25 protein-coding genes are annotated in these 25,515 nt (G+C 57.0%); 5 read left to right on the plus strand and 20 right to left on the minus strand.

The features are described from left to right. Positions 1 to 54: 54 nt before the first annotated feature. Genes DWY76_RS00770 through DWY76_RS00780 form a run of 3 tightly spaced genes read left to right on the plus strand, consistent with a single transcriptional unit; the run spans position 55 to position 3,874 of the window. Positions 55 to 1,842, plus strand: coding sequence for a Na/Pi cotransporter family protein (locus DWY76_RS00770; RefSeq protein WP_097775629.1), 1,788 nt, complete (start codon positions 55 to 57; stop codon positions 1,840 to 1,842). Next, complete coding sequence (locus tag DWY76_RS00775) at positions 1,839 to 2,528, plus strand: response regulator transcription factor (RefSeq protein WP_120079316.1); 690 nt, start codon at positions 1,839 to 1,841, stop codon at positions 2,526 to 2,528. The genes DWY76_RS00770 and DWY76_RS00775 overlap by 4 nt, the downstream gene beginning before the upstream one ends. After that, positions 2,525 to 3,874 carry an ATP-binding protein gene (locus DWY76_RS00780; RefSeq protein WP_097775631.1) on the plus strand — a complete coding sequence of 450 codons (1,350 nt, stop codon included), beginning with the start codon at positions 2,525 to 2,527 and terminating at the stop codon, positions 3,872 to 3,874. Before DWY76_RS00775 ends, DWY76_RS00780 begins: the two co-directional genes overlap by 4 nt. Before the next feature lies 1 nt (position 3,875). Here DWY76_RS00780 and DWY76_RS00785 read toward each other — a convergent pair whose 3' ends face one another. Genes DWY76_RS00785 through DWY76_RS00795 form a run of 3 tightly spaced genes read right to left on the minus strand, consistent with a single transcriptional unit; the run spans position 3,876 to position 7,101 of the window. Next, positions 3,876 to 4,847 carry a hypothetical protein gene (locus DWY76_RS00785; RefSeq protein ID WP_120079317.1) on the minus strand — a complete coding sequence of 324 codons (972 nt, stop codon included), beginning with the start codon at positions 4,845 to 4,847 and terminating at the stop codon, positions 3,876 to 3,878. Beyond that, on the minus strand, positions 4,844 to 5,644 hold the full coding sequence (locus DWY76_RS00790) for a hypothetical protein (protein WP_120079319.1): 801 nt from the start codon (positions 5,642 to 5,644) through the stop codon (positions 4,844 to 4,846). The genes DWY76_RS00785 and DWY76_RS00790 overlap by 4 nt, the downstream gene beginning before the upstream one ends. Continuing rightward, positions 5,641 to 7,101 (minus strand): spore germination protein, encoded by a 1,461-nt coding sequence (locus DWY76_RS00795; RefSeq protein ID WP_243111870.1) that lies wholly within the window; start codon positions 7,099 to 7,101, stop codon positions 5,641 to 5,643. Before DWY76_RS00795 ends, DWY76_RS00790 begins: the two co-directional genes overlap by 4 nt. A gap of 78 nt (positions 7,102 to 7,179) precedes the next feature. Between DWY76_RS00795 and DWY76_RS00800 the strand changes: the two genes are divergently transcribed. Both DWY76_RS00800 and DWY76_RS00805 read left to right on the plus strand, forming a co-directional pair. Further along, entirely contained in the window at positions 7,180 to 7,872 is a 693-nt protein-coding gene (locus DWY76_RS00800; protein ID WP_243111871.1) for a DUF421 domain-containing protein, read from the plus strand. Positions 7,873 to 7,881: 9 nt separating this feature from the next. After that, complete coding sequence (locus tag DWY76_RS00805) at positions 7,882 to 8,250, plus strand: DUF4363 family protein (protein ID WP_005941949.1); 369 nt, start codon at positions 7,882 to 7,884, stop codon at positions 8,248 to 8,250. Between the two features lie 52 nt (positions 8,251 to 8,302). Here the strand turns inward: DWY76_RS00805 and nrdR are convergent, their stop codons facing one another. The 17 genes from nrdR to DWY76_RS00890 form a co-directional block, all read right to left on the minus strand. After that, positions 8,303 to 8,773, minus strand: a complete 471-nt coding sequence (nrdR, locus tag DWY76_RS00810; protein WP_044953681.1) for a transcriptional regulator NrdR — start codon at positions 8,771 to 8,773, stop codon at positions 8,303 to 8,305. Between the two features lie 38 nt (positions 8,774 to 8,811). Further along, positions 8,812 to 11,148 carry a protein translocase subunit SecF gene (secF, locus tag DWY76_RS00815; RefSeq protein ID WP_120079321.1) on the minus strand — a complete coding sequence of 779 codons (2,337 nt, stop codon included), beginning with the start codon at positions 11,146 to 11,148 and terminating at the stop codon, positions 8,812 to 8,814. 180 nt (positions 11,149 to 11,328) lie between these two features. Next, positions 11,329 to 12,612 (minus strand): aminotransferase, encoded by a 1,284-nt coding sequence (locus tag DWY76_RS00820; RefSeq protein WP_005941939.1) that lies wholly within the window; start codon positions 12,610 to 12,612, stop codon positions 11,329 to 11,331. A 230-nt stretch (positions 12,613 to 12,842) separates the two neighbouring features. Continuing rightward, a complete protein-coding gene (gene clpX / locus DWY76_RS00825) occupies positions 12,843 to 14,165 on the minus strand; it encodes an ATP-dependent Clp protease ATP-binding subunit ClpX (RefSeq protein WP_120079323.1) in 1,323 nt (440 codons plus the stop codon). Positions 14,166 to 14,206: 41 nt separating this feature from the next. Then, positions 14,207 to 14,803 (minus strand): ATP-dependent Clp endopeptidase proteolytic subunit ClpP, encoded by a 597-nt coding sequence (clpP, locus tag DWY76_RS00830; protein ID WP_005941935.1) that lies wholly within the window; start codon positions 14,801 to 14,803, stop codon positions 14,207 to 14,209. A 146-nt stretch (positions 14,804 to 14,949) separates the two neighbouring features. Continuing rightward, positions 14,950 to 16,266 (minus strand): trigger factor, encoded by a 1,317-nt coding sequence (gene tig / locus DWY76_RS00835; RefSeq protein ID WP_118527348.1) that lies wholly within the window; start codon positions 16,264 to 16,266, stop codon positions 14,950 to 14,952. A 209-nt stretch (positions 16,267 to 16,475) separates the two neighbouring features. Next, complete coding sequence (locus DWY76_RS00840) at positions 16,476 to 17,159, minus strand: metallophosphoesterase (protein WP_005941928.1); 684 nt, start codon at positions 17,157 to 17,159, stop codon at positions 16,476 to 16,478. Positions 17,160 to 17,193: 34 nt separating this feature from the next. Then, positions 17,194 to 18,654: a threonine synthase gene (gene thrC, locus DWY76_RS00845; RefSeq protein WP_120079324.1), complete on the minus strand. Its 1,461-nt coding sequence runs from the start codon at positions 18,652 to 18,654 to the stop codon at positions 17,194 to 17,196. A 99-nt stretch (positions 18,655 to 18,753) separates the two neighbouring features. Beyond that, entirely contained in the window at positions 18,754 to 19,116 is a 363-nt protein-coding gene (locus DWY76_RS00850) for a YraN family protein (protein ID WP_120079326.1), read from the minus strand. Continuing rightward, the gene (locus DWY76_RS00855) at positions 19,113 to 19,760 is read right to left on the minus strand and encodes a ribonuclease HII (RefSeq protein WP_097777741.1); all 648 of its coding nucleotides are present in this window, start codon (positions 19,758 to 19,760) and stop codon (positions 19,113 to 19,115) included. The genes DWY76_RS00850 and DWY76_RS00855 overlap by 4 nt, the downstream gene beginning before the upstream one ends. Then, positions 19,757 to 20,680, minus strand: a complete 924-nt coding sequence (ylqF, locus tag DWY76_RS00860; RefSeq protein ID WP_005941918.1) for a ribosome biogenesis GTPase YlqF — start codon at positions 20,678 to 20,680, stop codon at positions 19,757 to 19,759. The genes DWY76_RS00855 and ylqF overlap by 4 nt, the downstream gene beginning before the upstream one ends. After that, entirely contained in the window at positions 20,677 to 21,225 is a 549-nt protein-coding gene (lepB, locus tag DWY76_RS00865; protein ID WP_120079328.1) for a signal peptidase I, read from the minus strand. The genes ylqF and lepB overlap by 4 nt, the downstream gene beginning before the upstream one ends. A gap of 170 nt (positions 21,226 to 21,395) precedes the next feature. Continuing rightward, positions 21,396 to 21,737 carry a 50S ribosomal protein L19 gene (gene rplS / locus DWY76_RS00870; protein WP_022257134.1) on the minus strand — a complete coding sequence of 114 codons (342 nt, stop codon included), beginning with the start codon at positions 21,735 to 21,737 and terminating at the stop codon, positions 21,396 to 21,398. A gap of 215 nt (positions 21,738 to 21,952) precedes the next feature. Further along, positions 21,953 to 22,597 (minus strand): TIGR03936 family radical SAM-associated protein, encoded by a 645-nt coding sequence (locus DWY76_RS00875; protein ID WP_120079330.1) that lies wholly within the window; start codon positions 22,595 to 22,597, stop codon positions 21,953 to 21,955. Beyond that, a complete protein-coding gene (locus tag DWY76_RS00880; RefSeq protein ID WP_120079332.1) occupies positions 22,572 to 24,434 on the minus strand; it encodes a TIGR03960 family B12-binding radical SAM protein in 1,863 nt (620 codons plus the stop codon). Before DWY76_RS00880 ends, DWY76_RS00875 begins: the two co-directional genes overlap by 26 nt. 65 nt (positions 24,435 to 24,499) lie before the next feature. Further along, a complete protein-coding gene (locus tag DWY76_RS00885) occupies positions 24,500 to 24,985 on the minus strand; it encodes a peptidase (protein WP_120079334.1) in 486 nt (161 codons plus the stop codon). Further along, positions 24,982 to 25,512: a M23 family metallopeptidase gene (locus tag DWY76_RS00890; protein WP_120079336.1), complete on the minus strand. Its 531-nt coding sequence runs from the start codon at positions 25,510 to 25,512 to the stop codon at positions 24,982 to 24,984. The genes DWY76_RS00885 and DWY76_RS00890 overlap by 4 nt, the downstream gene beginning before the upstream one ends. Positions 25,513 to 25,515: the final 3 nt, after the last annotated feature.

Consider the following 25,515-nt stretch of genomic DNA (forward strand, 5'->3'; position numbering starts at 1 on the left):
CAAAATCAGGAGAAACACATCAAAAACACGTCAAACAAAAGTGAGGAAATCTTTATGACCATCTTCAATGTCTTTTCCCTGCTTGGAGGTCTTGCCCTGTTCCTGTTCGGCATGGACATCATGGGCAAAGCACTGGAAAAGCAGGCCGGCGGCCAGCTGCAGAAGATCCTGAGCAAGCTGACTGACAACCCCCTTAAAGGCTTTTTCCTTGGCCTGTGCGTCACCGCTGTGATCCAGAGTTCCAGCGCTACCACGGTCATGGTGGTCGGCTTTGTCAACAGCGGCATCATGGAGCTGCATCAGGCCATCGGTGTGATCATGGGCAGCAATGTGGGCACCACTGTCACCAGCTGGATCCTGAGCCTTTCCGGCCTGCAGGGCGACAGCCTCCTCATCAATCTGCTCAAACCCACTTCTTTCAGTCCTTTGCTTGCATTTATCGGCATTTTGCTGTATATGTGTAAGAGTGAGAAGAAAAAAGGCGTGGGCACCATCCTCATCGGCTTTGCCGTGCTGATGACGGGCATGACCACCATGTCTAACGCCGTCCTGCCCCTGCAGAACGAGGCATGGTTCACCAGCCTGTTCACCCGCTTTTCCAACCCCCTTCTGGGCGTTCTGGTGGGTGCCCTTGTTACCGGCATCATCCAGAGCTCCAGCGCCAGCGTGGGTATTCTGCAGGCGCTGAGCGCCACCGGCGTGATCACCTACGGCAGTGCCATTCCCATTATCATGGGTCAGAACATCGGCACCTGCGTTACCGCGTTGATCTCCTCTGTGGGTGCCAACAAGAATGCACGCCGTGCTGCCATGGTCCATCTGTACTTCAACATCATCGGTGTGACCATCTTCCTTGTCGGCTTTTACGGCCTGAATACGGTCTGCCACTTTGCTTTTGTGAACACCACCATCGAGGCATGGGGCATCGCTGTGGTGCACTCGGTGTTCAATATCGTGGCAACGCTGGTGCTGCTGCCCTTTGCAAACCTGCTGGAAAAGCTTGCCATCCTCACCATTCCGGATTCGCCGGAAAAGGAAAGCTTTGCGCTGCTGGATGACCGCCTGCTGAACACCCCTGCCGTGGCCGTAGAGCGTGCACGCTCTGCAACTGCTGAAATGGCAGAGCTTGCCCGTGTGGGCGTGATGCAGGCCATGAGCCTGACTCATGATTGGAACGACACACTTGCGCAGAAAGTCCGCGAGGAAGAGACGCAGGTAGACCGTTACGAGGACGCTCTCGGCACCTATCTCGTCAAGCTTTCCAGCCGTGAGCTGAACCATGCCGACAGCCAGAGCGTAAATACCCTGCTGCACACCATTAGCGATTTTGAGCGCATCAGCGACCATTCCGTAAACCTGATGGAATCTGCCGAAGAGATGCACACCAAAGAAATCCAGTTCTCGCAGGATGCCCGCGACGAGCTGCAGGTGCTGGAGGATGCGGTGCAGGATATTCTGAACCGCACCACTGATGCTTTCCGCAAGGGTGATCTGCATCTTGCCAGCAAGGTGGAACCGCTGGAAGCCGTGGTCAACGAGCTGGTACGTGCCATCAAGGCCCACCACATTGCCCGCCTGCAGGCCGGCAGCTGCTCCATTGAATATGGCTTTGTGCTGGACGACCTGCTGACCAACTATGAGCGTGTGTGCGACCACTGCAGCAACGTAGCCGTTGCACAGATTGAGGTTGCACAGGACAGCTTTGATACCCACGCATACCTCAACGAGCTGCGTCACGGCAATGACACCAAGGAAAGTGAGGAATTCCATCGCCGTCTTGACCGTTACCGTGAACGCTATCTCTTCCCTGAAAATCAATCTGCGGAGGATTTTGACAAATGATCTATATTGTTGAAGACGATGCCGCCATCCGGGAGCTGGAACAGTATGCCCTGCAGTCCAGCGGATACGAAGTGACCAGCTTTGAAAGCTCTGAGTCGTTCTGGCAGGCCATGCACGCTGCAGAGCCGGAACTGGTGATCTTAGACGTGATGCTGCCCGGTGAGGACGGTTTTTCCATCCTGAAAAAGCTGCGCAACACCCCTTCCCTGCGCAGGCTGCCCATCATTATGGTCACGGCTAAGTCCAGCGAGCTGGACACCGTGCGCGGGCTGGACTGCGGCGCCGATGATTACATCTCAAAGCCTTTTGGCATCATGGAATTTTTGAGCCGGGTGCGCGCCGCCTTGCGCCGCTCGGCTCCGGAAGCACGTCCCAACGTACTCAGCTTTCACGAGATCCTGCTGGACAATGCCCGTCACAACGTGACTGTAAGCGGAACGCCGGTGGAGCTGACCTACAAGGAGTACAGTCTGCTGCGCCTGCTGCTGGAGAACGCCAATCTGGTGGTGACACGCGAGACCATTCTGCAGGTGGTGTGGGGCACCGACATTTCGGTGGAGAGCCGCACTGTGGATATGCATATCCGCACCCTGCGCAAAAAGCTGGGGGATGCCGGCAAATACATCTGCACTGTGCGCAAGGTGGGTTACAAGCTGACCGATGAAGAGGAGGCCGGTGAAGAATGAAGCTGCGCAGCATGGAAGAAAAGATCAGCTACCGCCTGTTCCTGATGGGCTTCCTTGGTCTGCTGTTCACGGCGGCGCTTTGCATCTTTGTTTTTCACAAGGCATTCACGGCTCAGGCATGGACCAGCCTTGAGCGGGAAGCCGATCTGGTAAGCGCCGGTTATGATCTGGTGCAGGACCCGCAGCAGCTTTCGTCCTTTGTTACCAATGATCTGCGCATCACCCTGATCTCGCAGGACGGCAGCGTGCTATTTGAATCTGCTACCGATCAGCCCATGGAGAACCATCTCTCCCGCCCGGAGATCCGTCAGGCCATGACCGAAGGTGTGGGCCGGGACATCCGCGACTCCCAGACCATGGGCTACGAGACCTATTACTATGCCGTACTGTTGCCCAACGGTGAGATTTTGCGCATGGCACAGGATGCAGAAACGGTCTGGTCTATTTATGATTCGACCCTGCCTGCCATCGTGCTGAGCTGCGTTGCACTCATGCTGGCCGCCGCTGTGCTGGCAGCTCTGCTCACCCGTGCATTGGTCTCCCCTGTGCTGAGCATGACCGAAGATCTGGATCATATTCAGGACAATGTTCCCTATAAGGAGCTTGTCCCCTTTGCCGAAAGCATCCACTCTGACCGCATCCTCCGTGAGAACAATGAAAAGATGCGGCAGGAGTTTACTGCCAATGTCAGCCATGAGCTGAAGACCCCGCTGACCAGTATTTCCGGCTATGCGGAGCTGATCGAGACCGGCATTGCAAAGCCTGAGGATGTGCCAGGCTTTGCCCAGAAGATCCATGTGGAGGCCAGCCGTATGATCCAGCTGGTGAACGATATCCTGCAGCTTTCCAGTCTGGACAACGCCAGCGAAGCCGGTTCTGAGCCGGAGATGGAGACAGTGGATCTGCTTACCGTTGCCAAGGACTGCGTAGAGCGCCAGAAGCTGAATGCCCGCCGGGCTTACATCTCGCTGAACTGTCTGGGCGAAAGTGCTCTTGTGCACGGCAACCGTGCCCTGCTGGACGAGCTATGCCAGAACCTGTGCGATAATGCGATCCGTTATAATCGTCCCGGCGGTAAGGTACAGATCACCACAGCCTGCAGCCGCGACGGACACTGCACCCTGACTGTGGCCGATAACGGCATCGGCATCCCGAAAGAAGCACAGTCCAGCGTGTTTGAGCGCTTCTATCGTGTGGATAAGAGCCGCAGCAAGGCTACCGGCGGTACCGGTCTGGGCCTTGCCATCGTCAAGCATATCGCGCGCATCCACAACGCACGCATCAAGCTGGAAAGTCAGGTGGATGTGGGCACTACCATTACTGTCACCTTCCCCACTGCCAACTGAATCACATCGGTAAAAATCTCACGTCTGCCTGCAATTGCGGGCAGGCGTTTTTTATTGTGATCTTTTCTCTGCCCACACCGTTCTGCAATGCACTGCGCTGCTGCAGATGCACAAGGTCGATGCCCTGCTGCCAGAAAGACTGCACCGTCTGCGTGTACAGTTCTGCCAGCTGTTCGCACTGTGCGGCGCTTGGCTGCGGCGTATCATAGCTGCGCTGACAGTCCAGCCGCAGACTGGCAGTTTCTTCCCGCAGGGTGACAGACACGCTGCATCGGCGGACCGTTACCGGCTCACCTTCCAGCCAGAAAGTATGCACGCCGCCCATTTCCAGCAAAAGCCGCGCTGTTTCCGCCTGCCGGGCCTCCAGCTCAATGCTGTTTTCCACTCGCCAGAGGATGCTTGTATCTGCAAGTGCCACTTCCTGTTTCTCTGCCCGCAGCTGCGGCAGAAGCATTCCGTCTTGATACTGGTAAAGCCTCGGCATCTGGTCTGCGCACTGCTTGAGCTGCTCAAGCAGTTTGTTCGGAAATTCCTGCTTTTCCGCTGGAAGTTCCTCCAAAAAGCCATCGTCCATTTCCAGCACAGAAACTTTTGCCGATACCCTGCCCTGCCTGTTTTCCAGCACCGTACGCTCATACGCTGCAAGCAGCTCTGCCGATGCATCTTGATCGATCAGCAGATAATCGCACAGGCGGTAATCCGCCTTTTGCGGCAGTTGCTTTTGCGCCGCCGCCAGCGCTTTTGCCAGCGTGTCCGCCTGCGCCAACTGCAGCTGCACAGCCCCAGAAGCCTCGGATGCATCGGCGGCGGCTTCCGGAGCCTGATACAGCAGCCCTACGGTGATGGACTGTTCCTTCTGAGCAAGATACAGCGCACGAACCATGCTTTTTTCGGTGGTCTCGCAGCGCAGAAAAATCAGGCACCACCCGATCAAAAGCACCGCACTGAGAGAGCGCAGTTTCTTCTGCTTCATTTTACCGCTCCTTTCCCGCACTGCACCGCGCGCTGCCACACGGTACGCACTGCCGCGCAGAGAAAGCCGATGCGGAAGATCGCGCAGGTGAGCCAGATGAGCAAAAGCAGCGCATCCATGCGGGAGAAAACATCTGCACTCCATGCCCGCAGCAGTTCCTGTTCCGGGTAATCCGCTGCGCCAAATACGAGGCACATCCCGGCAGTAAGACCCGCCTGTGCCAGAAAGGTGAGCCATGGCAGCCAGGACATGCTGCGCGGCTCTTCATAACCTGCAAGAAGCGGCCAGAACAAATACTCCGCATACAGCGGAACACGCGGCCAGCGGGCCAGTTGCACAGCATCTGCCGTCAGCAGGTGCGCCCAGTCCATCTGCCCGGCAAGCCCTGTCAGACAGACCAGCCCACCCAGCAGCACGAACCACCACAGCACCCGTGCCGGAGCATCCCAGCCGGAAGGCGGAATACACCACCCTGCCCAGAGCAAAAGCGGCAGCAGGCCGATCAGCGCCATGGAGCGGAACTCCTGCTGGCAAATGTTCTGGGCCTGCACTACGGTTCCAAACAACTCTGCCAGAAACCATGCTCCTGCGGAAAACAGCCAGACCCACTGCATGGCTGCCCGCTGCCAGCAAGCAGAGAACACCCCACTGATGCATGTGAGCAAAAGAGCCTGAACCGCTCCATGAATGATCATCCCACGCGGAGAGATACCGGTCTGCATTTCTTCTGCCAGCGCAGCTGTCCACACGCTCAGTGCCAGCACGGGAGCAGAAAAGCCTTTCTGTTTTTGTATCATTTTCCCTCCCGTTTCTGCCAGATATTAAAGTCGTGCGCTGAAAGGCGGCGGTAGTTGCGGCGGATGATGCCATCCTCTGCCATGGGCCGCTGCGGGAACGGATGCGCCGCCAGATATGGCACCTGCAGGCAGGCTGTGCCGGAAAGACTGAGCAGAACTGCAAAAAAAGCCCCCGCAAGGCCCACCGGCCCGGCAAGACCTGCAGCCAGCACCACACCCAGACGCAGCAGCGTAGCAGGCTCGTACAAAGAGGGCGTGACGAACACCGCGATGGCCGTGATGCTTGCCACAAAGATCACCGGCGTGCTCATAAGCCCGGTGGCAATGGCAGCATCGCCGATGATCAACGCGGACACCAGACTGACCGAATGCCCCAGCGACTGCGGCATCCGCAGACCTGCTTCCCGGATGACCTCCAAAATGAGTATGACCAGCAGCATTTCCGCAAACAGCGGCAGCGGTGTGGCCTTCTCCGCCGCTTCGATCTTGTACAGAAGCTGCGGTGGGATCAGCTCCGGCAGGTAGACCGCCAGACAGACGAACACACCCGGCAGAAATACTGTGAGGTAGAACGAAACATATTTGAGGATGCGCAGAAAAGAGGAAAACACGGCGGTGGATGCATAATCGTCCAAGCACTCAAAATTTTCGCAGAAAAGAGCCGGAAGCACCATGGCAGAGGGACTTCCGTTGACCAGCACCACGATCTTGCCCTCACAGATCTTTGCCGCCGCCACGGCAGGCCGCTCGGTGTAGCTTACCGGCGTGAACAGCCGCGCCTTGCCCGGCAGAAGCCACGGCACAAAGTAACTGGAATCCAGCAAAAGCTCCGGCTTTGCAGCGGCAAGCGCTTTGCGCACACGGATCACCATGGCGGAGTCTGCCCTGTTTTTGCAATAGCAGATGGCGTATTCCGTTTGCATTTCGGTATCGGCCTGCGCCACCTCCTGCACCAGATGTTCGGTACGGATGAGCCGCCGCAGCAGGCTCAGATTGACCCGCAGCAGGTCGGCAAAGCCTTCGCGGGAGCCGCGCAGATTGCCCTCCCCGGAAGGCTCGTCTACCGAGCGGAACTTCAGTCCCTGCACCGAGAAAGCAATGCCCTTTGCGCAGCCGTCCAGCAGTAAGACCGCCATGCCTGCCGTCATTCGTTTGATCAGATCAGTCAGATCTGTTACCGGCTCACTTTCTGCCGGAAAGGCTGAGCCGTGCAGGATCAGCTCAAAGACCTGCGGCCCGGTGCAACGCTGGCCTGCCTGCTGCGGCGGTGCCTGACGGCTGGCCGCATCCAGTAAAAGCTCCCACAAAGAATTCAGGCTTGCCATGCCGTCAAACAGCAGGATGCTTCCCCTGCAATGATAAATCGTGATCTCCTTGGCATAATAATCCGCAGAGGTGCCAAACATTTTGTCCAGCACCGCAAGATTTGCCGCAAGGCTCTGTGATAACTGCCGCATCCAACCACTCCTTTGCACAGCAGTATGCCCGGCTGCAGCGGCATCCATTCCGCCAGAAACGACAGGAGGTCTTGTTACTTGAAGCTTCTGATCTGCCGCACGATCATCATTTATCTGTGCGTTCTGTTTGCCATGCGGCTGATGGGCAAGCGCCAGCTGGGCGAACTGCAGCCCGAAGAACTGGTGTCCACCATTCTCATTTCCAATCTGGCATCCATCTCCATTGAATCGGAAGAGGTGCCCATCACATCCAGCCTGATCCCGCTGTTTCTCATTGCAGCGCTGGAACTGCTGGGCTCCGTGCTGAGCTTCCGCAGCCAGAAATTCTTCAACTTTCTCTCCGGCAGACCAAAAACGGTGATCTTGGACGGGCAGATCGATCAGAAAGCCTTGCGGATGCTGCGGCTGACCACAGCTGACCTGATGGAAGCGCTGCGCGGTAAAAATATTTTTGACCCACGGGAGGTCTCCTACGCGGTGATCGAGACGAACGGCACCCTTTCGGCAGCACTGCGGCCAGAAAAAGAGCCAGCCCGTCTTGCTGACCTGCAGCTGAAGGTGACCCATACCAACGCCACCATTCCCTTTGTGCTGGACGGACAGGTGCTGGAAGACAACCTGCGCTGGTGCGGCAAGAACCGCGCGTGGCTGGAACGCACGGCGCAGGCTAACACCCTGCTGCCGGAAGAAATTTTGCTGCTGATTGGCAACGAGACCGAGGATTATTTTTTGCTAAAAAAAGAGAACCGCCGTGCCGGCGGCTCCCATTGAGGTGAGCGGATGAAGCGGATCTATGCATGTATCGCCATTGTGGCCGTACTGTTGAGCGTGGCCTTTTACAGCAGCTGGAAGGTGCAGAGCTTTGCGGATGTGATCTCGGCAGACCTTGACACCGCCGCCGAAGCCATCCGCAATGCCGACTACCCTGCCGCCCGGCAGGCGCTTGCTGATGGTGCCGACCGGTGCGACCAAATGCGCACCAAAATGAACCACCTGCTGCGCACAGCAGATTTTACCGAGCTGGAAGCTGCGCTGCGGGCGGCGGACGGACACCTGGAAATGGGTGCCCCAGAGGAAGCCTTTGGTGAGCTGCGCCGCGCACAGGTACAGGTGGAAACACTGGAATGGCTCTCGCACCGGCTGGTATAAACAAAAACACCGGCCCTGCCCCATTGGGCGAAAGCCGGTGTTCTGATGCGAATTATTTCTGTGGTTCCTTGCGGTCGCCCATCAGCTTTTTCAGCTCATTGAAAAAACTTTCCACGTCTGCAAACTGACGGTAGACCGATGCAAAGCGAACATATGCCACTTCGTCGATCTTTTTCAGTTCCTGCATGGTCAGCTCACCGATGCGCACGCTGGGGATCTCACGGTCGTAGGAGCTGAGCAGCGTCTGCTCAATGCTGCTTACCGCACGCTCCAGCGATTCGTAGCTGACCGGCCGCTTGGCGCAGGCACGCACCATGGCGTTGAGCAGCTTCTGCCGGTCGAACGGCTCACGGGAGCTGTCCTTTTTGATGACCACAAGCGGAACAGTCTCCACGACCTCATAGGTCGTAAAGCGCATATGGCAGCTCAGGCATTCGCGGCGGCGGCGGATGCGCTCACTGTCTTCGGTGGGGCGGGAATCGATCACTTTGGATTCCTCGGCTCCGCAATAGGGACACTTCATGTTCTGTTCCTCCTGTCCGGTCTGACCGGGCTGTGTTTTTAGGCTTTGGTCTTGGGCTTGCGCTCACTCCACAGCACCCACGCAGAGGTGGAAACGCACAGCGAAGTGTACACGCCGCTGATCATGCCCATCATCAGTGGGAACGCAAAGGTAAAGATGCTGTCCAGACCATACAGCTTTGCCACGATGCACATAACGCCCAGCGCCATCACCGTGGTAATGGTGGTGATCAGGGTGCGGCGGGCGGACTGGTTCACCGAGTGGTTCACCAGCTCTTCAAAGGATGCCTTTTTGCCCATCAGGGTGCGGTTCTCGCGGATACGGTCGTAGACCACAACGGTATCGTTGATGGAGTAGCCAAGGATGGTAAGCATGGCGGCAATGAAGTTGCCGTCCAGCGCGGTGCGCAGCAACACGAAGGTGCCAAATACCACCATCAGGTCGTTCACAAGCGCCAGCACTGCCATCATGCCGCCGGTCAGGCCGCCGATGTTCTTGAAGCGCAGGGCGATGTACAGCAGGATCAGCACCAGTGCAAACACCACGGCAACCAGACTCTTCTGCAGGAACTTGGTGCCCATGGCAGCGCTGACGTTGCTCAGCGACAGCTGTTCAAAATTGTTGTCCGGGCAGCTTTCGTTCAGGCTGTCCAGCAGCTTGGCCACCTGCTCGGTAGTCACTGTTTCGGTACCGGGCATCGAGATTTTCAGGGTCTGGCCACCGGTAGCAACATTCTCGCCGGTCTGCAGGGTCAGGCCGTTATTCTCCAATGCAAAGGATGCAACCTTCTGCACATCCGACATGGTAAAGCTGCCCTCGTAGCTCAGGGTGATCATGGCACCGCCGGTGAACTCGGTATCCAGATGGACACCCAAAACCACAGCGCACAGCACGATGGCTGCCATCAGGCAGGAGGAGATCGTCAGGAAGCGCTTGCGCAGGCCCACAAAGTCGATGGGCTTCTTCTCGGCTTTTTCCTTGCCGGGCTTTTCTGCACCGTAGAGCCAAGGGTTGCGCAGAGCCTTGATGGATGCCGCACCGCGGATCATCACACGGGTAGCAAACACGCCAAACACAAAGTTCAGCAGCACGCCGGTGAGCAGCGTGTAACCGAAGGCATAAATAGTGCCTGCGGTGGAGGGGCCAAAGGCAAAGAACACAAAGTGGAGTGCCTTTGCAAACATGCCGTCCGAGGGGCCAAAGGCACCCATCAGCACGATGGCCACGATGACGATGGTCACGTTGCCGTCAACGATGGGGGTCAGGCCGCGGGCAAAACCGCTCTTGAGTGCGCCATCCAGCGACTTGCCGTTTTTCAGCTCTTCCTTGATGCGTTCTGCCGTGATAACATTGGCATCCACGCCCATGCCGATGGCAAGGATGATGCCTGCGATGCCGGGCAGGGTCATGGTAAAGCTTTCAAACACCGGGAAGTAACCGGAAACGAACGCCAGCGTTGCTGCCACCTGACCAGCCAGTGCAATACATGCAAGGAAGCCCGGCAGACGGTACAGCATCGTCATGAACACCACGATCAGTGCAAAGGCGATCAGGCCGGCCAGAACCATGGCGCTCAGGCTGTTCTCGCCCAGACTGGGGCTGACGGTGGAATAGCTGTCCACCGTCAGTGCAAAGGGTAGTGCGCCGGAGTTGATCTGGCGGGCCATCTTGACGACCTGCTCCTGCGTGAAAGGATTGGAAGCCGAGCTTGTAATGATGGCAGAGCCATCGGTAATAGCAGTATTGACCGTAGCCGTGCTCACGTTTTCATCGTCCAGCCAGATGCTGATGGTGCCGCCCGATGCAGCCAGCTTTGTGGTAGCATCGCCAAATGCCTTGGCACCGTCATCGGTGAACTTCAAGGAGACGAAATATTCCGAAGCACCGCCATTGCTGACGGGGCCATACTGAGCTGCGGCGCTCTCGATCATGGAGCCGTCCAGGATCAGCTCACCGTCCGCACTGCTTCCCTCGCGGAAGGTCAGATAGGCGGTGGTGCCGATCTCATCGATCGCAGCTTCCGGGTCAAAATCCGTCTCACCGGACTGCCACGGGAATTCCAGAATCAGGCTGTCGGAATTGTTGTCCACATACAGCTCATAGTCGGTCACGTTCAGCGCCACGAGACGGTTTTCAATGACGAGCTGGGCTGCTTCCAGCTGTTCTTCGGTAGCATCGTAGCCATCCGACGGCACAAAGGTGACGTTGACACCGCCCTTGATATCCACACCGAAGCGGATATCCTTTGCACCTTTGATGTAGGTCGTGGTCGTATCGCCGTACTTGGCATACATACCGAAGAACGCAGTATACACAAATACCACGATCAACAGCACTGTGGCGATCAGATGCCATGCTTTGCCTTTTGTTTTCATAAAATTCAGGGAACCTCCAAAAGCAGCAGTTCTTGCAGCTGCCGCCCGTATTCTAGTGCGGACCGCCTGCTCCGGCGGGCCTTATCATTTCCGCAAGGGGGCCGTCGTGCCGGCTTTCTTGCGACAAAACTCCCCTGACGGCCCAGACGGGCCGCACAGAGGAGATAAAATCAAAAAATGTTAGTCTGCCTTGTCAGCCAGCAGTTTTTCTGCCACAGCCAGACGCACACAGATGCACAGCAGTTCGGAAGCGGTTTCCACCTCGTCCAGACTGGGATAGGTGGGCGCAATGCGCAGGTGAGAATCCTCGGGATCCTTGTGATAGGGATATGCAGAACCGGCACCGGTCAGGGTCAGGCCCGCATCCTTGCACAGACCCGCCACGCGCTTTGCACAGCCGGGCATCACATACAGGCTGATGAAGTAGCCGCCCTTGGGGTCCGTCCAGTGGGCAATATCCCCGCAGGGGATGAGGTTGTTCTTGAACGCGGTCTTGACGGCATCAAAGCAGGGCACCAGACGACGACGGTGCTTTGCCATGTGGGCCAGCACACCTTCCTTGTTCTTCAGGAAGCGGACGTGGCGCAGCTGGTTCATCTTGTCGTAGCTGATGATCATGACCGAGAAGCGCTTGCAGATATACTTCATGCTGCTCTCGCTGCAGGCAATGGCAGAGACACCTGCGCCCGGGAAGGTGATCTTGCTGGTGGAAGTGAACATGAACACACGGTTTTCGTTGCCGTACTTTTTGCTCTCGTTCAGCAGCACCGGAGTCTCGATGATCTCATCGGTCAGGTGATGGACGATATAGGCTTCATCCCAGAAGATCTTGAAATCAGGCGCAGCGGTCTTCATCTTGGCAAAACGCTCGATGGTCTCATCGCTGTAGGTGTAGCCATCGGGGTTGGAATACTGCGGCACACACCAGATGCCCTTGATGTCAGGATCCTCGGCCACCAGCTTTTCCACAATGTCCATATCCGGGCCATTGGGGGTCATAGGCACGCTGATCAGCTCAAAGCCAAACTCCTCGGTAATAGCAAAGTGACGGTCATAGCCGGGCACCGGGCAGAGGAACTTGCGCTTCTCCACCTGAGACCAGGGGCACGGAGACTCCGGGAAACCGAACACATAGCCGATATTGACGAGGTTATACATCAGCTGCAGGCTGGAGTTGCCGCCCACGAACACTTCCTCCGGCTTTACGCCAAAGACATCCGCAAACAGCACGCGGGCCTCCTGCAGGCCTTCCAGCTCGCCATAGTTGCGGGCATCCGTGCCAGCATCGGTGGTGTAATCGTTCATCTTCAGCAGGTCCATGGCCAGATCCATCTGGTGAGGGCCGGGCTTGCCGCGGGCCATATTCAGCTTGAGGCCCTTGGCCTGAAATTCCTTGTACTTTGCTTCAAGCGCTGCCTTTTCGGCAGTGAGTTCATCACGATTCATTGCAAGATAATTTGCCATTAGAAACACACTCCTTTATCGTACTTCCTGTTACCCATAGCGCCAGAGCGGCATTTTGCGGAGCATTCCTGCCAGGGAGCGTTCCCCATGCCATTCCAGACCTTAATATTATAGTACATTTTGCCCTCGGAAACAAGAATAATAAAGCAAAAAGCTCTGCCAAAAGCAAAAAGCTTTTGAAACAGAGCTTGAATGCCGGGTCTTTGCTCCCCTGCTGTACGCTAAAAGCGTCAGCTCAGAGCGGCCTGATTTTTATAGCGCTTGCGCACCGCGCCGTATTCCAGATGTGCTTCGCCGCCTTCCACGGTATCTTCATCCACAGTTACGCGGATGATGGTAGCATCGGTGGGCACCTCGTACATGATGGGCAGCAGAATGCTTTCCATCACGCTGCGCAGGCCGCGGGCACCGGTCTTGCGCTCGATCGTCTTGCGGGCAATGGCGTGGAGCGCTTCATCAGTGAAGTTCAGTTCCACATTATCCATGCTCAGAAGTACCTTATACTGCTTCACAAGGCTGTTGCGCGGCTCCTTGAGTACGCGAACCAGAGCGTCCTCGTCCAGATCGTCCAGCACGGTAATGACCGGCAGACGGCCGATCAGTTCCGGGATCAGGCCGAACTTGACCAGATCGTGGGGTTCCACCTTGCGCAGCAGAGCCTTCTCCGCTTCGCTGGAATTATCCTTCAGGCTGCTGCCGAAGCCCAGTGCGGACTTATCGGTGCGGCGCAGGATATACTTATCCAAGCCATCAAATGCACCGCCGCAGATGAACAGGATGTTGGTGGTGTCGATCTGGATGAACTCCTGCTGCGGGTGCTTGCGGCCGCCCTGCGGAGGAACATTGCTCACAGTGCCCTCCAAAATCTTCAGCAGGGCCTGCTGCACGCCCTCACCGCCCACATCGCGGGTGATGGAGGGGTTCTCACTCTTGCGGGTGATCTTGTCGATCTCGTCGATATAGATAATACCGATCTGTGCCTTCTGCACATCAAAATCCGCTGCTTGGATCAACTTGAGCAGAATGTTCTCCACATCCTCGCCCACATAACCGGCTTCGGTCAGGGTGGTGGCATCGGCAATGGCGAAGGGAACGCCCAGCATTTTTGCCAGAGTCTGTGCCAGCAGGGTCTTGCCCACGCCGGAAGGACCCAGCAGCAGCACGTTGGACTTCTGCAGCTCCACATCGCTGCCCTTGCCGCTGAGGATGCGCTTGTAGTGGTTGTAGACCGAGACGGCCAGCACACGCTTTGCCTCGTCCTGACCGATCACGTACTGATCCAGACCTTCCTTGATCTCGGCCGGGGTCAGGATGTTGATATCCAGATTGTCCGCAGGCTGGATGTGTGCACGGTTTGCACCGCGGGCCGGTCGGGCGCTTTTGGGCTGATCCGGCTTGTCGGAAAGCAGGTCGTGGCACAGGCCGATGCATTCGCTGCAGATATTGACACCGGGGCCGATGATCATACGCTCCACTTCGTCCTGATGCTTTCCGCAGAAGCTGCAGACCAGATCCTTTTCGTTTTTGTCTCTGCCGGAATTGTTATTTGCCATAGCTGTTTTTCCTTATCCTGGGTAAATTAAATGTCGGCGGCTCAGCGGTGGGCAATGACCTCATCGATCAGGCCGTATTCCTTTGCCTGCAGTGCGGACATATAGTTGTCGCGCTCGGTATCCAGCTGGATCTTTTCCAGCGGCTGGCCGGTATACTCGCTGAGCATGCGGTTCATCTTATCGCGGATATACACCATGTGCTCGGCATGGATCTTGATATCGGTGGTCTGGCCGGAAAGGCCGCCGCCCTGCCCGCCGATCAGCGGCTGATGGATCAGAATTTCCGAGTTGGGCAGTGCAAAACGCTTCCCCTTGGTGCCGCTTGCCAGCAGGAAGGCACCCATGGAAGCTGCCATGCCCATGCAGATGGTGGAAACATCGCACTTGATATACTGCATGGTATCGTGGATGGCCATGCCGGCGCTGATGGAGCCGCCGGGGCTGTTGATATACAGGCTGATGTCCTTGTCCGGGTCCTGCCCTTCCAGATACAGCAGCTGTGCCACAACAAGGCTGGCGGAGGTATCGTTGACATCCTCGCTCAGAACGATGATGCGATCGTTCAAAAGACGGGAGAAAATATCATAGGAACGCTCGCCATGGGACGACTGTTCCACAACGTAAGGAACAAAACTCATAAAGTTCGCCTCCTGAAATGGAATATAGTATTTGCAAAATTGACCGATACGGTTTCCCTGCCGGTTCTGCCGTATCGGTCAATTTTTACAACCTTTGATTGAAACCGTGCAGCATACTGCCCGCTTCAAAGGAACACAGGAGCTGATTACTCAGCGTCTGCAGCCTTCTCTTCCTCAGCAGCCTTCTCCACGATGTTTGCGTGGCTCTTGATGAAGTCGATGGCCTTGTTGATGGCCAGATCCTTCTTCAGGTCGTCAACATTGACCAGCTCACGAACCTTGTCCTCTTCCATCTTGTACTGGTCAGCAATGCGCTTGATCTCAGCGGAAACTTCCTCCTCGGAAGCCTCGATGTTCTCAGCAGCAGCAACAGCCTCCAGAGCCAGACGGATCTTGACCTGCTTCTCAGCCTGCGGCATGAAGGAAGCGCGGAACTGCTCCATAGTCTGGCCCATATACTTCAGGTAGTCCTCGAGGCGCAGGCCCTGCTGCTCCACGCGGAATGCAAAGTCGTTGACCATCTCGTCCATGCGGGCATCATACATTGCCTGGGGGATCTCACCCTCCATGCTCTCGATGACCTGATCCACCAGAGCGTTCTCAACAGCCAGATCGTCCTGCTTGTCCAGCTGCTCCTGATTGTTCTTGCGGATGGAAGCCTTGAACTCGTCCAGAGTGTCGTACTCAGAGCAATCCTTAGCCAGCTCGTCATCCAGAGCAGGCAGCTCCTTGTACTTCACTTCGTGCAGCTTGATCTTGAACACAGCAGCCTTGCCAGCCAGTTCGGCAGCCTGATACTCGGTGGGGAAGGTAACGTTCACGTCGAACTCTTCGCCAGCGGAGTGGCCCACGATCTGATCCTCAAAGCCGGGGATGAAGCTGCCGCTGCCCAGAGTCAGGCTGTAGTGCTCAGCCTTGCCGCCCTCGAAAGCCACGCCATCGACGAAGCCCTCGAAGTCGATATCAGCGATGTCGCCGTTCTCAGCAGCGCCCTCACGGGTCAGCTCACGGGCATTGCGCTCCTGCACACGCTTCAGCTCAGCTTCAACAGCCTCGTCAGAAACAGTATGGACAGTCTTTTCAACTGTCAGACCATTGTAGCTGCCAACTTTGACTTCGGGCTTGACAGCGACCTTGACGGTCAGGGTGACACCGTTGGTCTCATCAGCAGAGTCAACAGTGACCTCCGGACGACCGACCGGCTCAACGCCAGCTTCCTTAACAGCAGCCTCGAAAGCCTCGGGGAACAGCTCATTGATGGCATCATAGGTAAAGACATCAGCGCCGTACATCTTCTCGATCAGAGCGCGGGGAGCCTTGCCCTTACGGAAGCCGGGAACAGCGTACTTCTTGCCTTCCTTCTTGAAAACATCGGCAACAGCCTTCTTGAAAGCCTCTGCGTCGATGGAGAACTGCAGTTCTGCCATGCTCTTCTCGAGCTTTTCACACTTGATGAAATTCATTTGTTTTTCCTCCACTCAAAAATTCTATTGCGCAGGGCAGGAAGTTTTTGCCCTTTGCAACCGCGCACTGCGTCCTGGATGAACTTGCTTTTGCAATATGCGGGGACGCGCGCGCTCAATTGGGTGCAACAATCGCGTCAAAAACTATTATAGCACGCTCCTGACACAATTGCCAGCCCAAATTGTTAATTTTTATTGGTTTTAACGGTTCAATTGATGCGGTACGGGCAAAAACGCAGCCCATCGGCACTGACCAGCTTGTAGTGGATGCCATCCACATCACCCTGCACCGCATAGCGGATGGCATTGCCGTGCAGATGGCCATAGTAGCAGGTCCTGATGCTGTATTCCTTTAAGGTGGCCACGATCTCCGGCGCACTGGTGCCGGTATACACCGGCGGATAGTGCAGGAACACCAGCTTTTCCAGACCGGGTTCGGCGGCATCCAGACTCATGCGCAGCCGTCCGATCTCGCGGTTCATCACCTTTTCGTCGTGGGCCTCGCCTGCATCAAACAGCCAGCCGCGGGTACCGCACAGTGCATACCCCTCTACACTGTAGGAGTTGTTGTGCAGAATGTGCAGGGTATCAAAGCCTTCTGCTTTGAGGTAGGCATTCATCTTGTTCACGGTAGACCACCAGTAATCGTGGTTGCCCTTCATGATGATCTTCTGCCCGGGCAGGCTCTGCAGAAATTCAAAATCCTTACGGGTATCGGTCAGGCGCATGGCCCAGCTGATATCGCCCGCCAATACAATGGTATCCTCTGGTTTGATGAGCTTGCGCCAGTTTTTCTCAAGGCGCTCCACATAATCATTCCAGCCGGGAAAAATATCCATCGGCTTGGAAGCGCCCAGAGAAAGGTGGGTATCGCCAAGCACAAAAAGTGCCATGTTTTTTCTCCTGTTCTAAATGCAGCAGGATGTGTTATTCCTGATAGCCCAGCGCCACCTCGGCGATCTGCGCAGGATCGATCACGGTGTTAAAGCGCTCCGGCTTCTGGCGCAGCGCGGCAAGGCTTGCCGGTGCGGTATGCGCGGTAGCTGCTTCCAGCTGCTGCATTGCTTCAAAATCATTTTCCGGGGCGGTGCGGCCCAGTGCTTCCAGCACACTGCGCGGGAACTTGAAGGGAGACGCGGTGGACAGCACCACCATGGGCACGCCCTCGCGCTTTTTCTGCGCTGCCACATGGAACGCAACAGCGGTGTGGGTATCACACAGGTAATTGTCCTTCTCGTAGCGGACACGGATCTCCCCTGCCACTTCTTCCTCACTGCTCCAGCCGCAGGAGAAGTTCTCCTGAATGGCAGCCAGCGTCTCCGGACGCACAGTATAGCTGCCAGTCTCGGCAAGGCTCTTCATCAGGCCCGCCACCTCGGCATCACTGCCGGTGACATGGCACAGAAGGCGCTCGAGGTTCGAGGACACGAGAATGTCCATGCTGGGCGAGGTGGTCTTGAAGAACTCCCGCTTTGCGGCGTAGGTGCCGGTGGTGAGGAAATCGGTCAGCACGTTGTTCTCGTTGGAAGCGCAGACCAGCTTGCCCACGGGCAGGCCCATGCACTTTGCATAGTAGCCTGCCAGAATGTCGCCGAAGTTGCCGGTGGGTACGCAGAAGTCCACTTCATCGCCGAAGGTGATCCTGCCCGCCTTGAGCAGCTGGGCATAGGCGGCAAAGTAATAGACGATCTGCGGCACCAGACGGCCCCAGTTGATGGAGTTGGCGCTGGACAGGCGGATGTTCCGCTTGGCAAGCTCTGCTGCAATGGCAGTGTCACCAAAGACCTTCTTCACACCGGTCTGTGCATCATCAAAGTTGCCGCGCACAGCGTACACTGCCACGTTGGCACCCTCCTGCGTTGCCATCTGCAGGCGCTGGATCTCGCTGGTGCCGCCCGTGGGATAGAACACTGCGATCTCCACGCCCGGGATATCATGGTAGCCGTCCAGAGCTGCCTTGCCGGTATCGCCGCTGGTCGCCACAAGGATCAGGGTCTTTTCCGTGCGGCCCAGATTCTTTTTGGCTTCCACCAGAAGCTTCGGCATCAGCTGCAGAGCATAATCCTTGAATGCACAGGTAGGACCATGCCACAGCTCTAAGGCATAGGTGTCCCCTTCCACCGGGGCAAGATAGCCTGCCTTGCCGCCAAAGGCCTCTCCGTAGGTCTTGTGGGCAGCTTCGGTCAGGAAATCCTGCGAGTAGTCGGTCAGATATTCTTTGATGACGGCAGCTGCCATGGCCGGGTAGTCCAGCTCGCACAGTGCCTTCACATCCACCTGCGGAAAGCTTTCCGGTACAAACAGACCGCCCTCGTTGGACAGGCCCTGTGCGATTGCTTCCGAGGAAGTCACTTTGCGGTTTTGGTCTCTGGTACTAAAAAACTGCATTGTTGTCGCTCCTTTTTCGCCGTAGAACGTGCAAAGCACGCTCTTCTGCTGTGGCAGAGAAGCCCTCTGCCTGTACATTTTCCCACCGGGGCCGTTGCTTTACGTGAGAAAAGCGCCCCTTATAATATGTACCATCCAGCGCCCGCTGTCAAGAGGGAACACTTCTGCCACGTCAAATCGCACCGGCGCATCGCTCAGGCCGTTCTGCTGCAGATAACACTGTGCTGCACGGATCAGGCGGCGCTGTTTGGGCCGGTCCACCGCTTCTGCCGGGCTGGCCAGAGAGCCTTCCGCACGGGTCTTGACCTCACAGATGACAATGGTCCCATCCGGCTCCTGCACCACAACATCCAGCTCCCCCATCCGGGTGTGGAAGTTGTGTGCCAGCAGCCTGCAGCCCTGCTTCTGATACCAGCGGGCCGCAGCTGCTTCTCCCCTGCGCCCTGTCTCGGCGCGGTTCACTTTCCGTTCTCCGGCCAGTAGCCCTGCTTTTTGAGGAAGCTGCGGCGGTAGAACGGCTGGATGCCGTACTGGGCGATCAGCTCATAGTGGAGCTTGGTCGGGTAGCCCTTGTGCTTTGCCAGCTGATACTGCGGATACTGTCTGTCCAGTTCCAGCATATAGCGGTCACGGCTGACCTTGGCAAGGACGGATGCTGCGCCGATGCTGGCACTGGTGGCATCGCCCTTGACCACCGGCTGTGCCGGGACCAGCAGCCCTGCCGGGGTGCGGTTCCCATCCACGAGAACAAGGTTCGGCACGATGTCCAGCTCTTCCACAGCCTGCTTCATGCCGCCCATGGTGGCGTTGAGGATGTTGTCCCGGTCAATGATCTCCGGCCCCACAAAAACAATTTTGTAGGCCAACGCCTTTTCAATGATCTCATCAAACAGAGCTTCCCGCTTTTTCTCGGTAAGCTTTTTGGAGTCGTTGATGCCAAAGACCGGATTCTCCGGGTCCAGAATACAGGCCGCTACGCACACCGGGCCACACAGAGGGCCGCGTCCGGCTTCGTCCACGCCTGCAAAGCAGCCATACTGACTGCGTACAGCGGCATCGTATTCATACAGCGGAGCCGAGATTTCCTCGTCGGAACGGCGCTTCATTCGTCATCCTCCTCGGCAAAATCAGCCAGATCATCCCGCTGCGGCGGACGCTCCAGCGAGATGCGGCCCCACTTGCAGGCGCGGAACTCGTCCACCAGCATAATGGCGCAGCGCTCGGTGTTCACCTCGCCGCCGCGCACCAGCAGACCGCGCTTGCGGCCGATGGCTTCCATCAGCTCGTAGGGCGGCAGGGCCAGCGTTTCGGCATCCAGCTTGTAGCGCTGGGCCACAAGGTCGGGGTAGTTGCGGCGCACTTCGTCCAGCAGGTTCATGGCCAGCTCTTCCACATCCAGAATATCATCCTTGATGGAGCCGATAAAGGCCAGATTGGACGCAATGGTCTTGGAGTCGAACTTCTTCCACAGTACGCCGGGCATATCCAGCAAATCAAATTTGTCGGTGCTGACCCACTGTTTGCCCTTGGTTACGCCCGGGCGGTCTGCCGCCTTGGCGCGGGCAGAGCCTGCAAAGGTGTTGATGAAAGTGGATTTGCCCACATTGGGGATGCCGCACAGCATCACCTGTGTTTTGGCACCGCCCATGCCGCGGTTCTGGCGGCGTTCCAGCAGGCCCGCCAGTTCTTTTTCAATGGCAGCCTTTACCGCATTGGCACCGCCCTTCTGCTTGGCGCTGATGGCCACACAGCCGGCATCTGCCGCACGGAAATACTTGATCCATTCTTCCGTTACAGCCGGGTCTGCCAGATCAGCCTTGTTCAGCGCGTATAGTTTCGGCTTGCGGGCCGTGATGCGCTCGATCTCCGGGTTCAGGCTGGAAAGCGGGATGCGGGCATCCAGCAGCACAAGGCTGGCATCCACGTGCTGGATCTCCTGCTCCATCATGCGCAGAGTCTTGGTCATGTGGCCCGGGAACCACTGAATATTGTACTGGTTTGCAAAGCGGGTATCCATTTCGTTCATTTTACCACCCCAAAATCTGTAAAGGGCATAAAGCACAAAAGCACCCTGCCCAGAATGTCCCGTTCGTCAATGCAGCCCACATAGGTGGAGCGGCTGTCCAGCGACTGGTTGCGGTTATCACCCATCACGAACACCGTGCCCTCCGGCACTGTGTACGGGAACTGTACATCGTAGCCAAGATAGGTTGGCTCTGCAATGTAGTCCTCCTGCAAGACCTCACCGTTCACTGCCACGGTGCCGGTCGCATAATCGATGGAGACCGTATCGCCGCCTTTGGCGATGACACGCTTGACCAGCGGTTTACCGTAGGAGGTATAACTGTCCACAATGACCACGTCACCACGCTGCGGTGTATAGCCTGCTCCCCACACGATGAGCTTATCACCGTTCACCAGTGTGGGCACCATGGAGCTGCCGTCCACCTGAATGATGCGGAAGAAAAACGAAAAGATCAGCACCAGCACCAGCGCTGCCGAGATCAATGCCTCGTACCATTCCAGCAGGTTCTGCCCACGCACGGGCTTTGCCTGTTCCTGTTTTTCCATATCCGGTACACCTCACCTTCTGGTTTTACACTGCTGACCCGATTATACCGCAGCCGACAGGCTCTTCGCAAGAACGGTGCCTGCAAAAAGCCGCATTTTTTCCGAAATTTTGATAAAGAAAAAAGGGACAACAAGGTTGTCCCTTTTCTCCCGTTTCAAATCGGGGATGATCAAATATCGCTCTTGACCTTGGCAGCCTTGCCCGTACGACCACGCAGGTAGAACAGCTTTGCGCGGCGGACCTTGCCCTTGCGGACAACGGTGACCTTCTCAACGAAGGGGCTGTTGATGGGGAAGACACGCTCGATGCCAACACCGTAAGCAACGCGGCGAACGGTGAAGGTCTCAGCAACGCCGCCGTGCTTCTTTGCGATCACAGTGCCCTCAAAGGCCTGAATGCGCTCACGGTCGCCTTCCTTGATACGAACATCAACGCGGACGGTATCGCCAACGTTGAACTGGGGCTTTTCAGCCTTGATGCTGCCTTCAGAAATAATCTTCAGTGCGTCCATTTTTGAATCCTCCATTTGTTTTTAGACGTTCATACACGGCACTTTGCCGTCAGAGGACCGCCCGTTTAATGATATTGTCATTAACCCCGCTGTGGTCTCAGCGGACACTAACGCCTAAATAGGATATCACAAAACCTGCGTAAATGCAAGCGTTCTGACCAAAACAAATGCAAAAATTTTCTGTTTTGCCCAACAGACGGTCTTTCACGCTCCGATCAGACAAACAGCTGCTTATCTGCCGTCAAAAACTTTTTGCGCAGGATGTTGGCGCTGACGGCAGGCAGGCCGAATTTTTCTTCCAGAAAGCCGGTCAGCAGCGAGGGGTTCAGGTTCAGTTCCTGCGCAGCGGGCAGGCACAGATCAATGTGCAGGCTGTCCCCCTCCGTGGTGTACTCCACCTTGGGCAGATGTTCCTTCAGCTCAATGACCTTGTTGCCCTTTTTGCCGTGCTTTTCCACCGGGGCGCTTTCCAGCGCGTTGTACTGATCCAGCGCCGCAGCCGCTGCCGCCGGGTAGGTGATGCGATAGCATGCGTAGGCAATGAGGTCCGCCTTCATCTGCACCGGGCCAACGTGCGTGATCACGATGCCTGCGGGCATGATGGCATTGAGGGCCGCTTTCCACTGCTCAAAATCCGGGGCTTCCGCTTCGGTCTTGACGTCCACGCACTCGCACTCGCTCTCCTGCCCCAGAGAAAGCGGGCAGGCAAAGGTCATGTAGATATGGGGGTTGAAGCCCAGCGTATGCCACACCGGCAGGCCGCTGCGCTTGAGCACCCGCTGCATCACCCGCTGCAGGTCCAGCAGGGAGATGTAGGAGGCCTCATTCTTTTTCTCAAACGAGATTCTTACTGTAATCAAAGCAGGGACCTCCTAACAGGTGATTTGCACCGCAGCCGTGGCAGGCACGGTTGCAGGGCTGGGTAGTCTGGGCGGCAAGGGCTTTTTTGTACTCCCGTACCAGATATTCGTGGGTGACGCCGTAATCCATGTGGGACCAGGGCGTCACTTCGTCCAGACCAATGGGGCGCTGACAGTAAAATGCCGGGTCGATGCCCAGATCAGCAAAGGTCTGCAGCCATGTGTCGTACTTGAAGCACTCCTCCCAGCCGTCGAAGTAGCAGCCGCGCTTGTAGGCTTCCACAATGACCGGGGCAAGGCGGCGGTCGCCCTTGGCAAACACGCCCTCCAGAAAGCTGGTGGTGCTGTCGTGGTAGTTGACCTTGATCTTGCGGCTGCGCACACTTTCCAGCAGGTGCTTCTGCTTGGCGCGCAGCATTTCTTCAGTGTCCATGGGCACGAACTCAAACGGCGTATGGGGCTTGGGCACAAAGCAGGCACAGCTGATGGTCACCTGTACACCCTTGCCCTTGCCGCGCTTGGGCAGCGAATAATAGAGGTCTACCACCTTCTGCGCCGTCTCTGCGATGCCCTCAATGTCCTCCATGGTCTCGGTGGGCAGGCCCATCATGAAGTAGAGCTTGACCGAGGTATAGCCCGCGTTGAATGCAATGGTGCAGGTCTTTTCGATCTCATCCCATGTGACATTCTTGTTGATGACGTTGCGCAGGCGCTGGGTGCCGGCTTCGGCGGCGAAGGTCAGGCCGCTCTTGCGCACCTTGGTGGTCTTTTCAATGAGGCTCTGGGAAAAGTTGTCCACGCGCAGCGAAGGCAGCGACAGACTCACATGCTCCTTGGGTGCCCACTCGTTCAGATCGTCCAGCAGCTCTTCCAGCTGGCCGTGGTCAGAGGTAGACAGGCTGGAAAGGCTCAGCTCCTCATAGCCGGTGTTGGCGCACAGCTCCTGCGCCGCCCTGTTCAGAAGGCCCGCGTCACGCTGGCGCATGGGGCGGTACAGAAAGCCCGCCTGACAGAAACGGCAGCCACGCACACAGCCGCGCAGCACCTCGATGCTGGCGCGGTCCTGAATGGCACCCACCATGGGCACCACGAAATTCGTGGGCGGGGCAAACTCGTTCAGGTCCTTGATGATCGCCTTGGTGATGCGCGCCGGGATGCCCGGCTCATTGGGGTTGATGGCCTTGACCCGGCCATCTTCGTAATACTCCACATCGTAGAACGCCGGGATATAGACGCCGGGGATCTTTGCAATGCGCAGCAGCAGTTCCTTTTTGGAAACGCCGCCCTCCTTCTTGGCCTTTTCGATCTCGGCGCAGATGCCGGGCAGCTGGTTTTCGCCCTCACCCAGCTGGACCACATCAAAAAAGTCCGCAATGGGTTCCGCGTTGCAGGCGCAGGGGCCACCCGCCACGATCAGCGGCCAGCTTTCATCGCGATCCTTGGAATAGAACGGGATGCCCGCCAGATCCAGCATAGCCAGAATATTGGTATAGGAAAGCTCGTACTGCAGGGTGAAGCCCACTGCATCAAAAGCGGTGAGCGGATCCTTGCTCTCCATGGTGTAGAGCGGCAGACCAAGACGCTCCATCTCGGCCTTCATATCCAGCCACGGCATAAAAGCACGCTCGCACCACCAGTTTTCGTGGCTGTTGAGCAGCTCATACAGGATCTTTTCGCCGAGGAAGGACATACCTACCTCATAGGTGTCCGGAAAGCAGAACGCAAAGCGGACATCCACTTTTTCTTTGTCCTTATATACACTGCCGGGTTCTCCGCCGGTATAACGACCAGGCTTCTGTACCCGTCCCAGTGCTTCTTTCAGTTTTGGATCAAACATCGAGTCCTCCAATAAACAGTCCATTTTTACACGTCATTTTATTGTACCCGAAATGAGCTGTTTTTTCAATCATTTCCCTTAAACTTTTTGCCTGCATGCCGCATTTCGCACAGGCAGGATGCCAGCTGCGCCCCATCCAGCGGTGGAACGGGCAACAGATTGAATCCCCCGGTCAGCAGATTTGCCGCCCAGAAGGCACTGCCGCGGATGGTCAGTTCCTGTTCCAGCCGCAGTGCCCAGATGCCTGCCAGCATGAAATTGACCGCCGGGCCTGCAGCAGCCAGCCAGAAGAGCCGCCCCGGTGAAAGGCCCCGGGCCGGAGCGTCCATCCGCATACAAAAGCCAGTCATGGTCACCTCAATGACCGGAAAGCGGTGCAGAAACACACAATACACCAGAATGTGCCCGCACTCGTGCAGGAACGCCGCCAGCAGCCCCAGCCGCAGAAAGCCGCTTGCATCAAAGTAGAGCAGAAAATACAGTGCGCTACACAAAAGCAGCGGGTCGCGGAACACCAGCGGCCCCAGCTGCCGGGAATCATGCAGCTTCATGAGGAAAGGCCCAGCGCATCCGCCGGGTCACAGGCTGTTCCCTTCCGGTACAGTTCAAAATGCAGGTGTGCTCCCGTAGCGCGCCCGCTGCGCCCTGCTGCGCCCAGCAGCTGCCCTGCTTCCACCACCTCGCCCGGGCGGACATAGGCGTACTGCAAATGGGCGTAAAGTGACTCGCTGCCATCTGTATGGAGAACACGCAGACAGGTGCCATAGCTTGTGCTGCGGTATGCCTGCACCACCGCACCGCCTTCCGCAGCAAGCACTTCTGTTCCCTCTGCACAGGCAAGATCAATGCCCTTATGGAACGTCCTTTCCCCGGTAAAAGGATCCTGCCGCCAGCCGTATCCGTCCGAAACACGGTACTGTGTGGTGTCCAGCGGGAAACAGAGCTTCCCCGTTTTTTTCTGCGCCCGCACCGGAAGCACCAAGCACACCAGCAGTCCGGCTAAAACTGCCAGAAAAATCACCCTCCATCTGGGCTGCTCCCTGCCGTGCCCGGCTCGTCCCCATCGCTTTGCCCGCACCTT

The organism is Faecalibacterium sp. AF27-11BH, from assembly GCF_003603005.1.
Classification (GTDB): Bacteria; Bacillota; Clostridia; order Oscillospirales; family Ruminococcaceae; genus Faecalibacterium; species Faecalibacterium taiwanense.

Bases quoted from the DNA above. Each gene is read 5' to 3' on its own strand.
- DWY76_RS00820 (WP_005941939.1), bottom strand. From the start codon at position 12,612: ATGGCAAATTATCTTGCAATGAATCGTGATGAACTCACTGCCGAAAAG.
- DWY76_RS00780 (WP_097775631.1), top strand. From the start codon at position 2,525: ATGAAGCTGCGCAGCATGGAAGAAAAGATCAGCTACCGCCTGTTCCTG.
- DWY76_RS00785 (WP_120079317.1), bottom strand. From the start codon at position 4,847: ATGAAGCAGAAGAAACTGCGCTCTCTCAGTGCGGTGCTTTTGATCGGG.
- DWY76_RS00885 (WP_120079334.1), bottom strand. From the start codon at position 24,985: ATGAAGCTGCATGATTCCCGGCAGCTGGGGCCGCTGGTGTTCCGCGAC.
- nrdR (WP_044953681.1), bottom strand. From the start codon at position 8,773: ATGAAGTGTCCCTATTGCGGAGCCGAGGAATCCAAAGTGATCGATTCC.
- tig (WP_118527348.1), bottom strand. From the start codon at position 16,266: ATGAATTTCATCAAGTGTGAAAAGCTCGAGAAGAGCATGGCAGAACTG.
- DWY76_RS00805 (WP_005941949.1), top strand. From the start codon at position 7,882: ATGAAGCGGATCTATGCATGTATCGCCATTGTGGCCGTACTGTTGAGC.
- DWY76_RS00770 (WP_097775629.1), top strand. From the start codon at position 55: ATGACCATCTTCAATGTCTTTTCCCTGCTTGGAGGTCTTGCCCTGTTC.
- ylqF (WP_005941918.1), bottom strand. From the start codon at position 20,680: ATGAACGAAATGGATACCCGCTTTGCAAACCAGTACAATATTCAGTGG.
- DWY76_RS00790 (WP_120079319.1), bottom strand. From the start codon at position 5,644: ATGATACAAAAACAGAAAGGCTTTTCTGCTCCCGTGCTGGCACTGAGC.
- thrC (WP_120079324.1), bottom strand. From the start codon at position 18,654: ATGCAGTTTTTTAGTACCAGAGACCAAAACCGCAAAGTGACTTCCTCG.
- DWY76_RS00775 (WP_120079316.1), top strand. From the start codon at position 1,839: ATGATCTATATTGTTGAAGACGATGCCGCCATCCGGGAGCTGGAACAG.
- clpX (WP_120079323.1), bottom strand. From the start codon at position 14,165: ATGGCAAATAACAATTCCGGCAGAGACAAAAACGAAAAGGATCTGGTC.
- clpP (WP_005941935.1), bottom strand. From the start codon at position 14,803: ATGAGTTTTGTTCCTTACGTTGTGGAACAGTCGTCCCATGGCGAGCGT.
- DWY76_RS00855 (WP_097777741.1), bottom strand. From the start codon at position 19,760: ATGAAGCGCCGTTCCGACGAGGAAATCTCGGCTCCGCTGTATGAATAC.
- secF (WP_120079321.1), bottom strand. From the start codon at position 11,148: ATGAAAACAAAAGGCAAAGCATGGCATCTGATCGCCACAGTGCTGTTG.
- DWY76_RS00840 (WP_005941928.1), bottom strand. From the start codon at position 17,159: ATGGCACTTTTTGTGCTTGGCGATACCCACCTTTCTCTGGGCGCTTCC.
- DWY76_RS00795 (WP_243111870.1), bottom strand. From the start codon at position 7,101: ATGCGGCAGTTATCACAGAGCCTTGCGGCAAATCTTGCGGTGCTGGAC.
- lepB (WP_120079328.1), bottom strand. From the start codon at position 21,225: ATGGAAAAACAGGAACAGGCAAAGCCCGTGCGTGGGCAGAACCTGCTG.
- DWY76_RS00880 (WP_120079332.1), bottom strand. From the start codon at position 24,434: ATGTTTGATCCAAAACTGAAAGAAGCACTGGGACGGGTACAGAAGCCT.
- rplS (WP_022257134.1), bottom strand. From the start codon at position 21,737: ATGGACGCACTGAAGATTATTTCTGAAGGCAGCATCAAGGCTGAAAAG.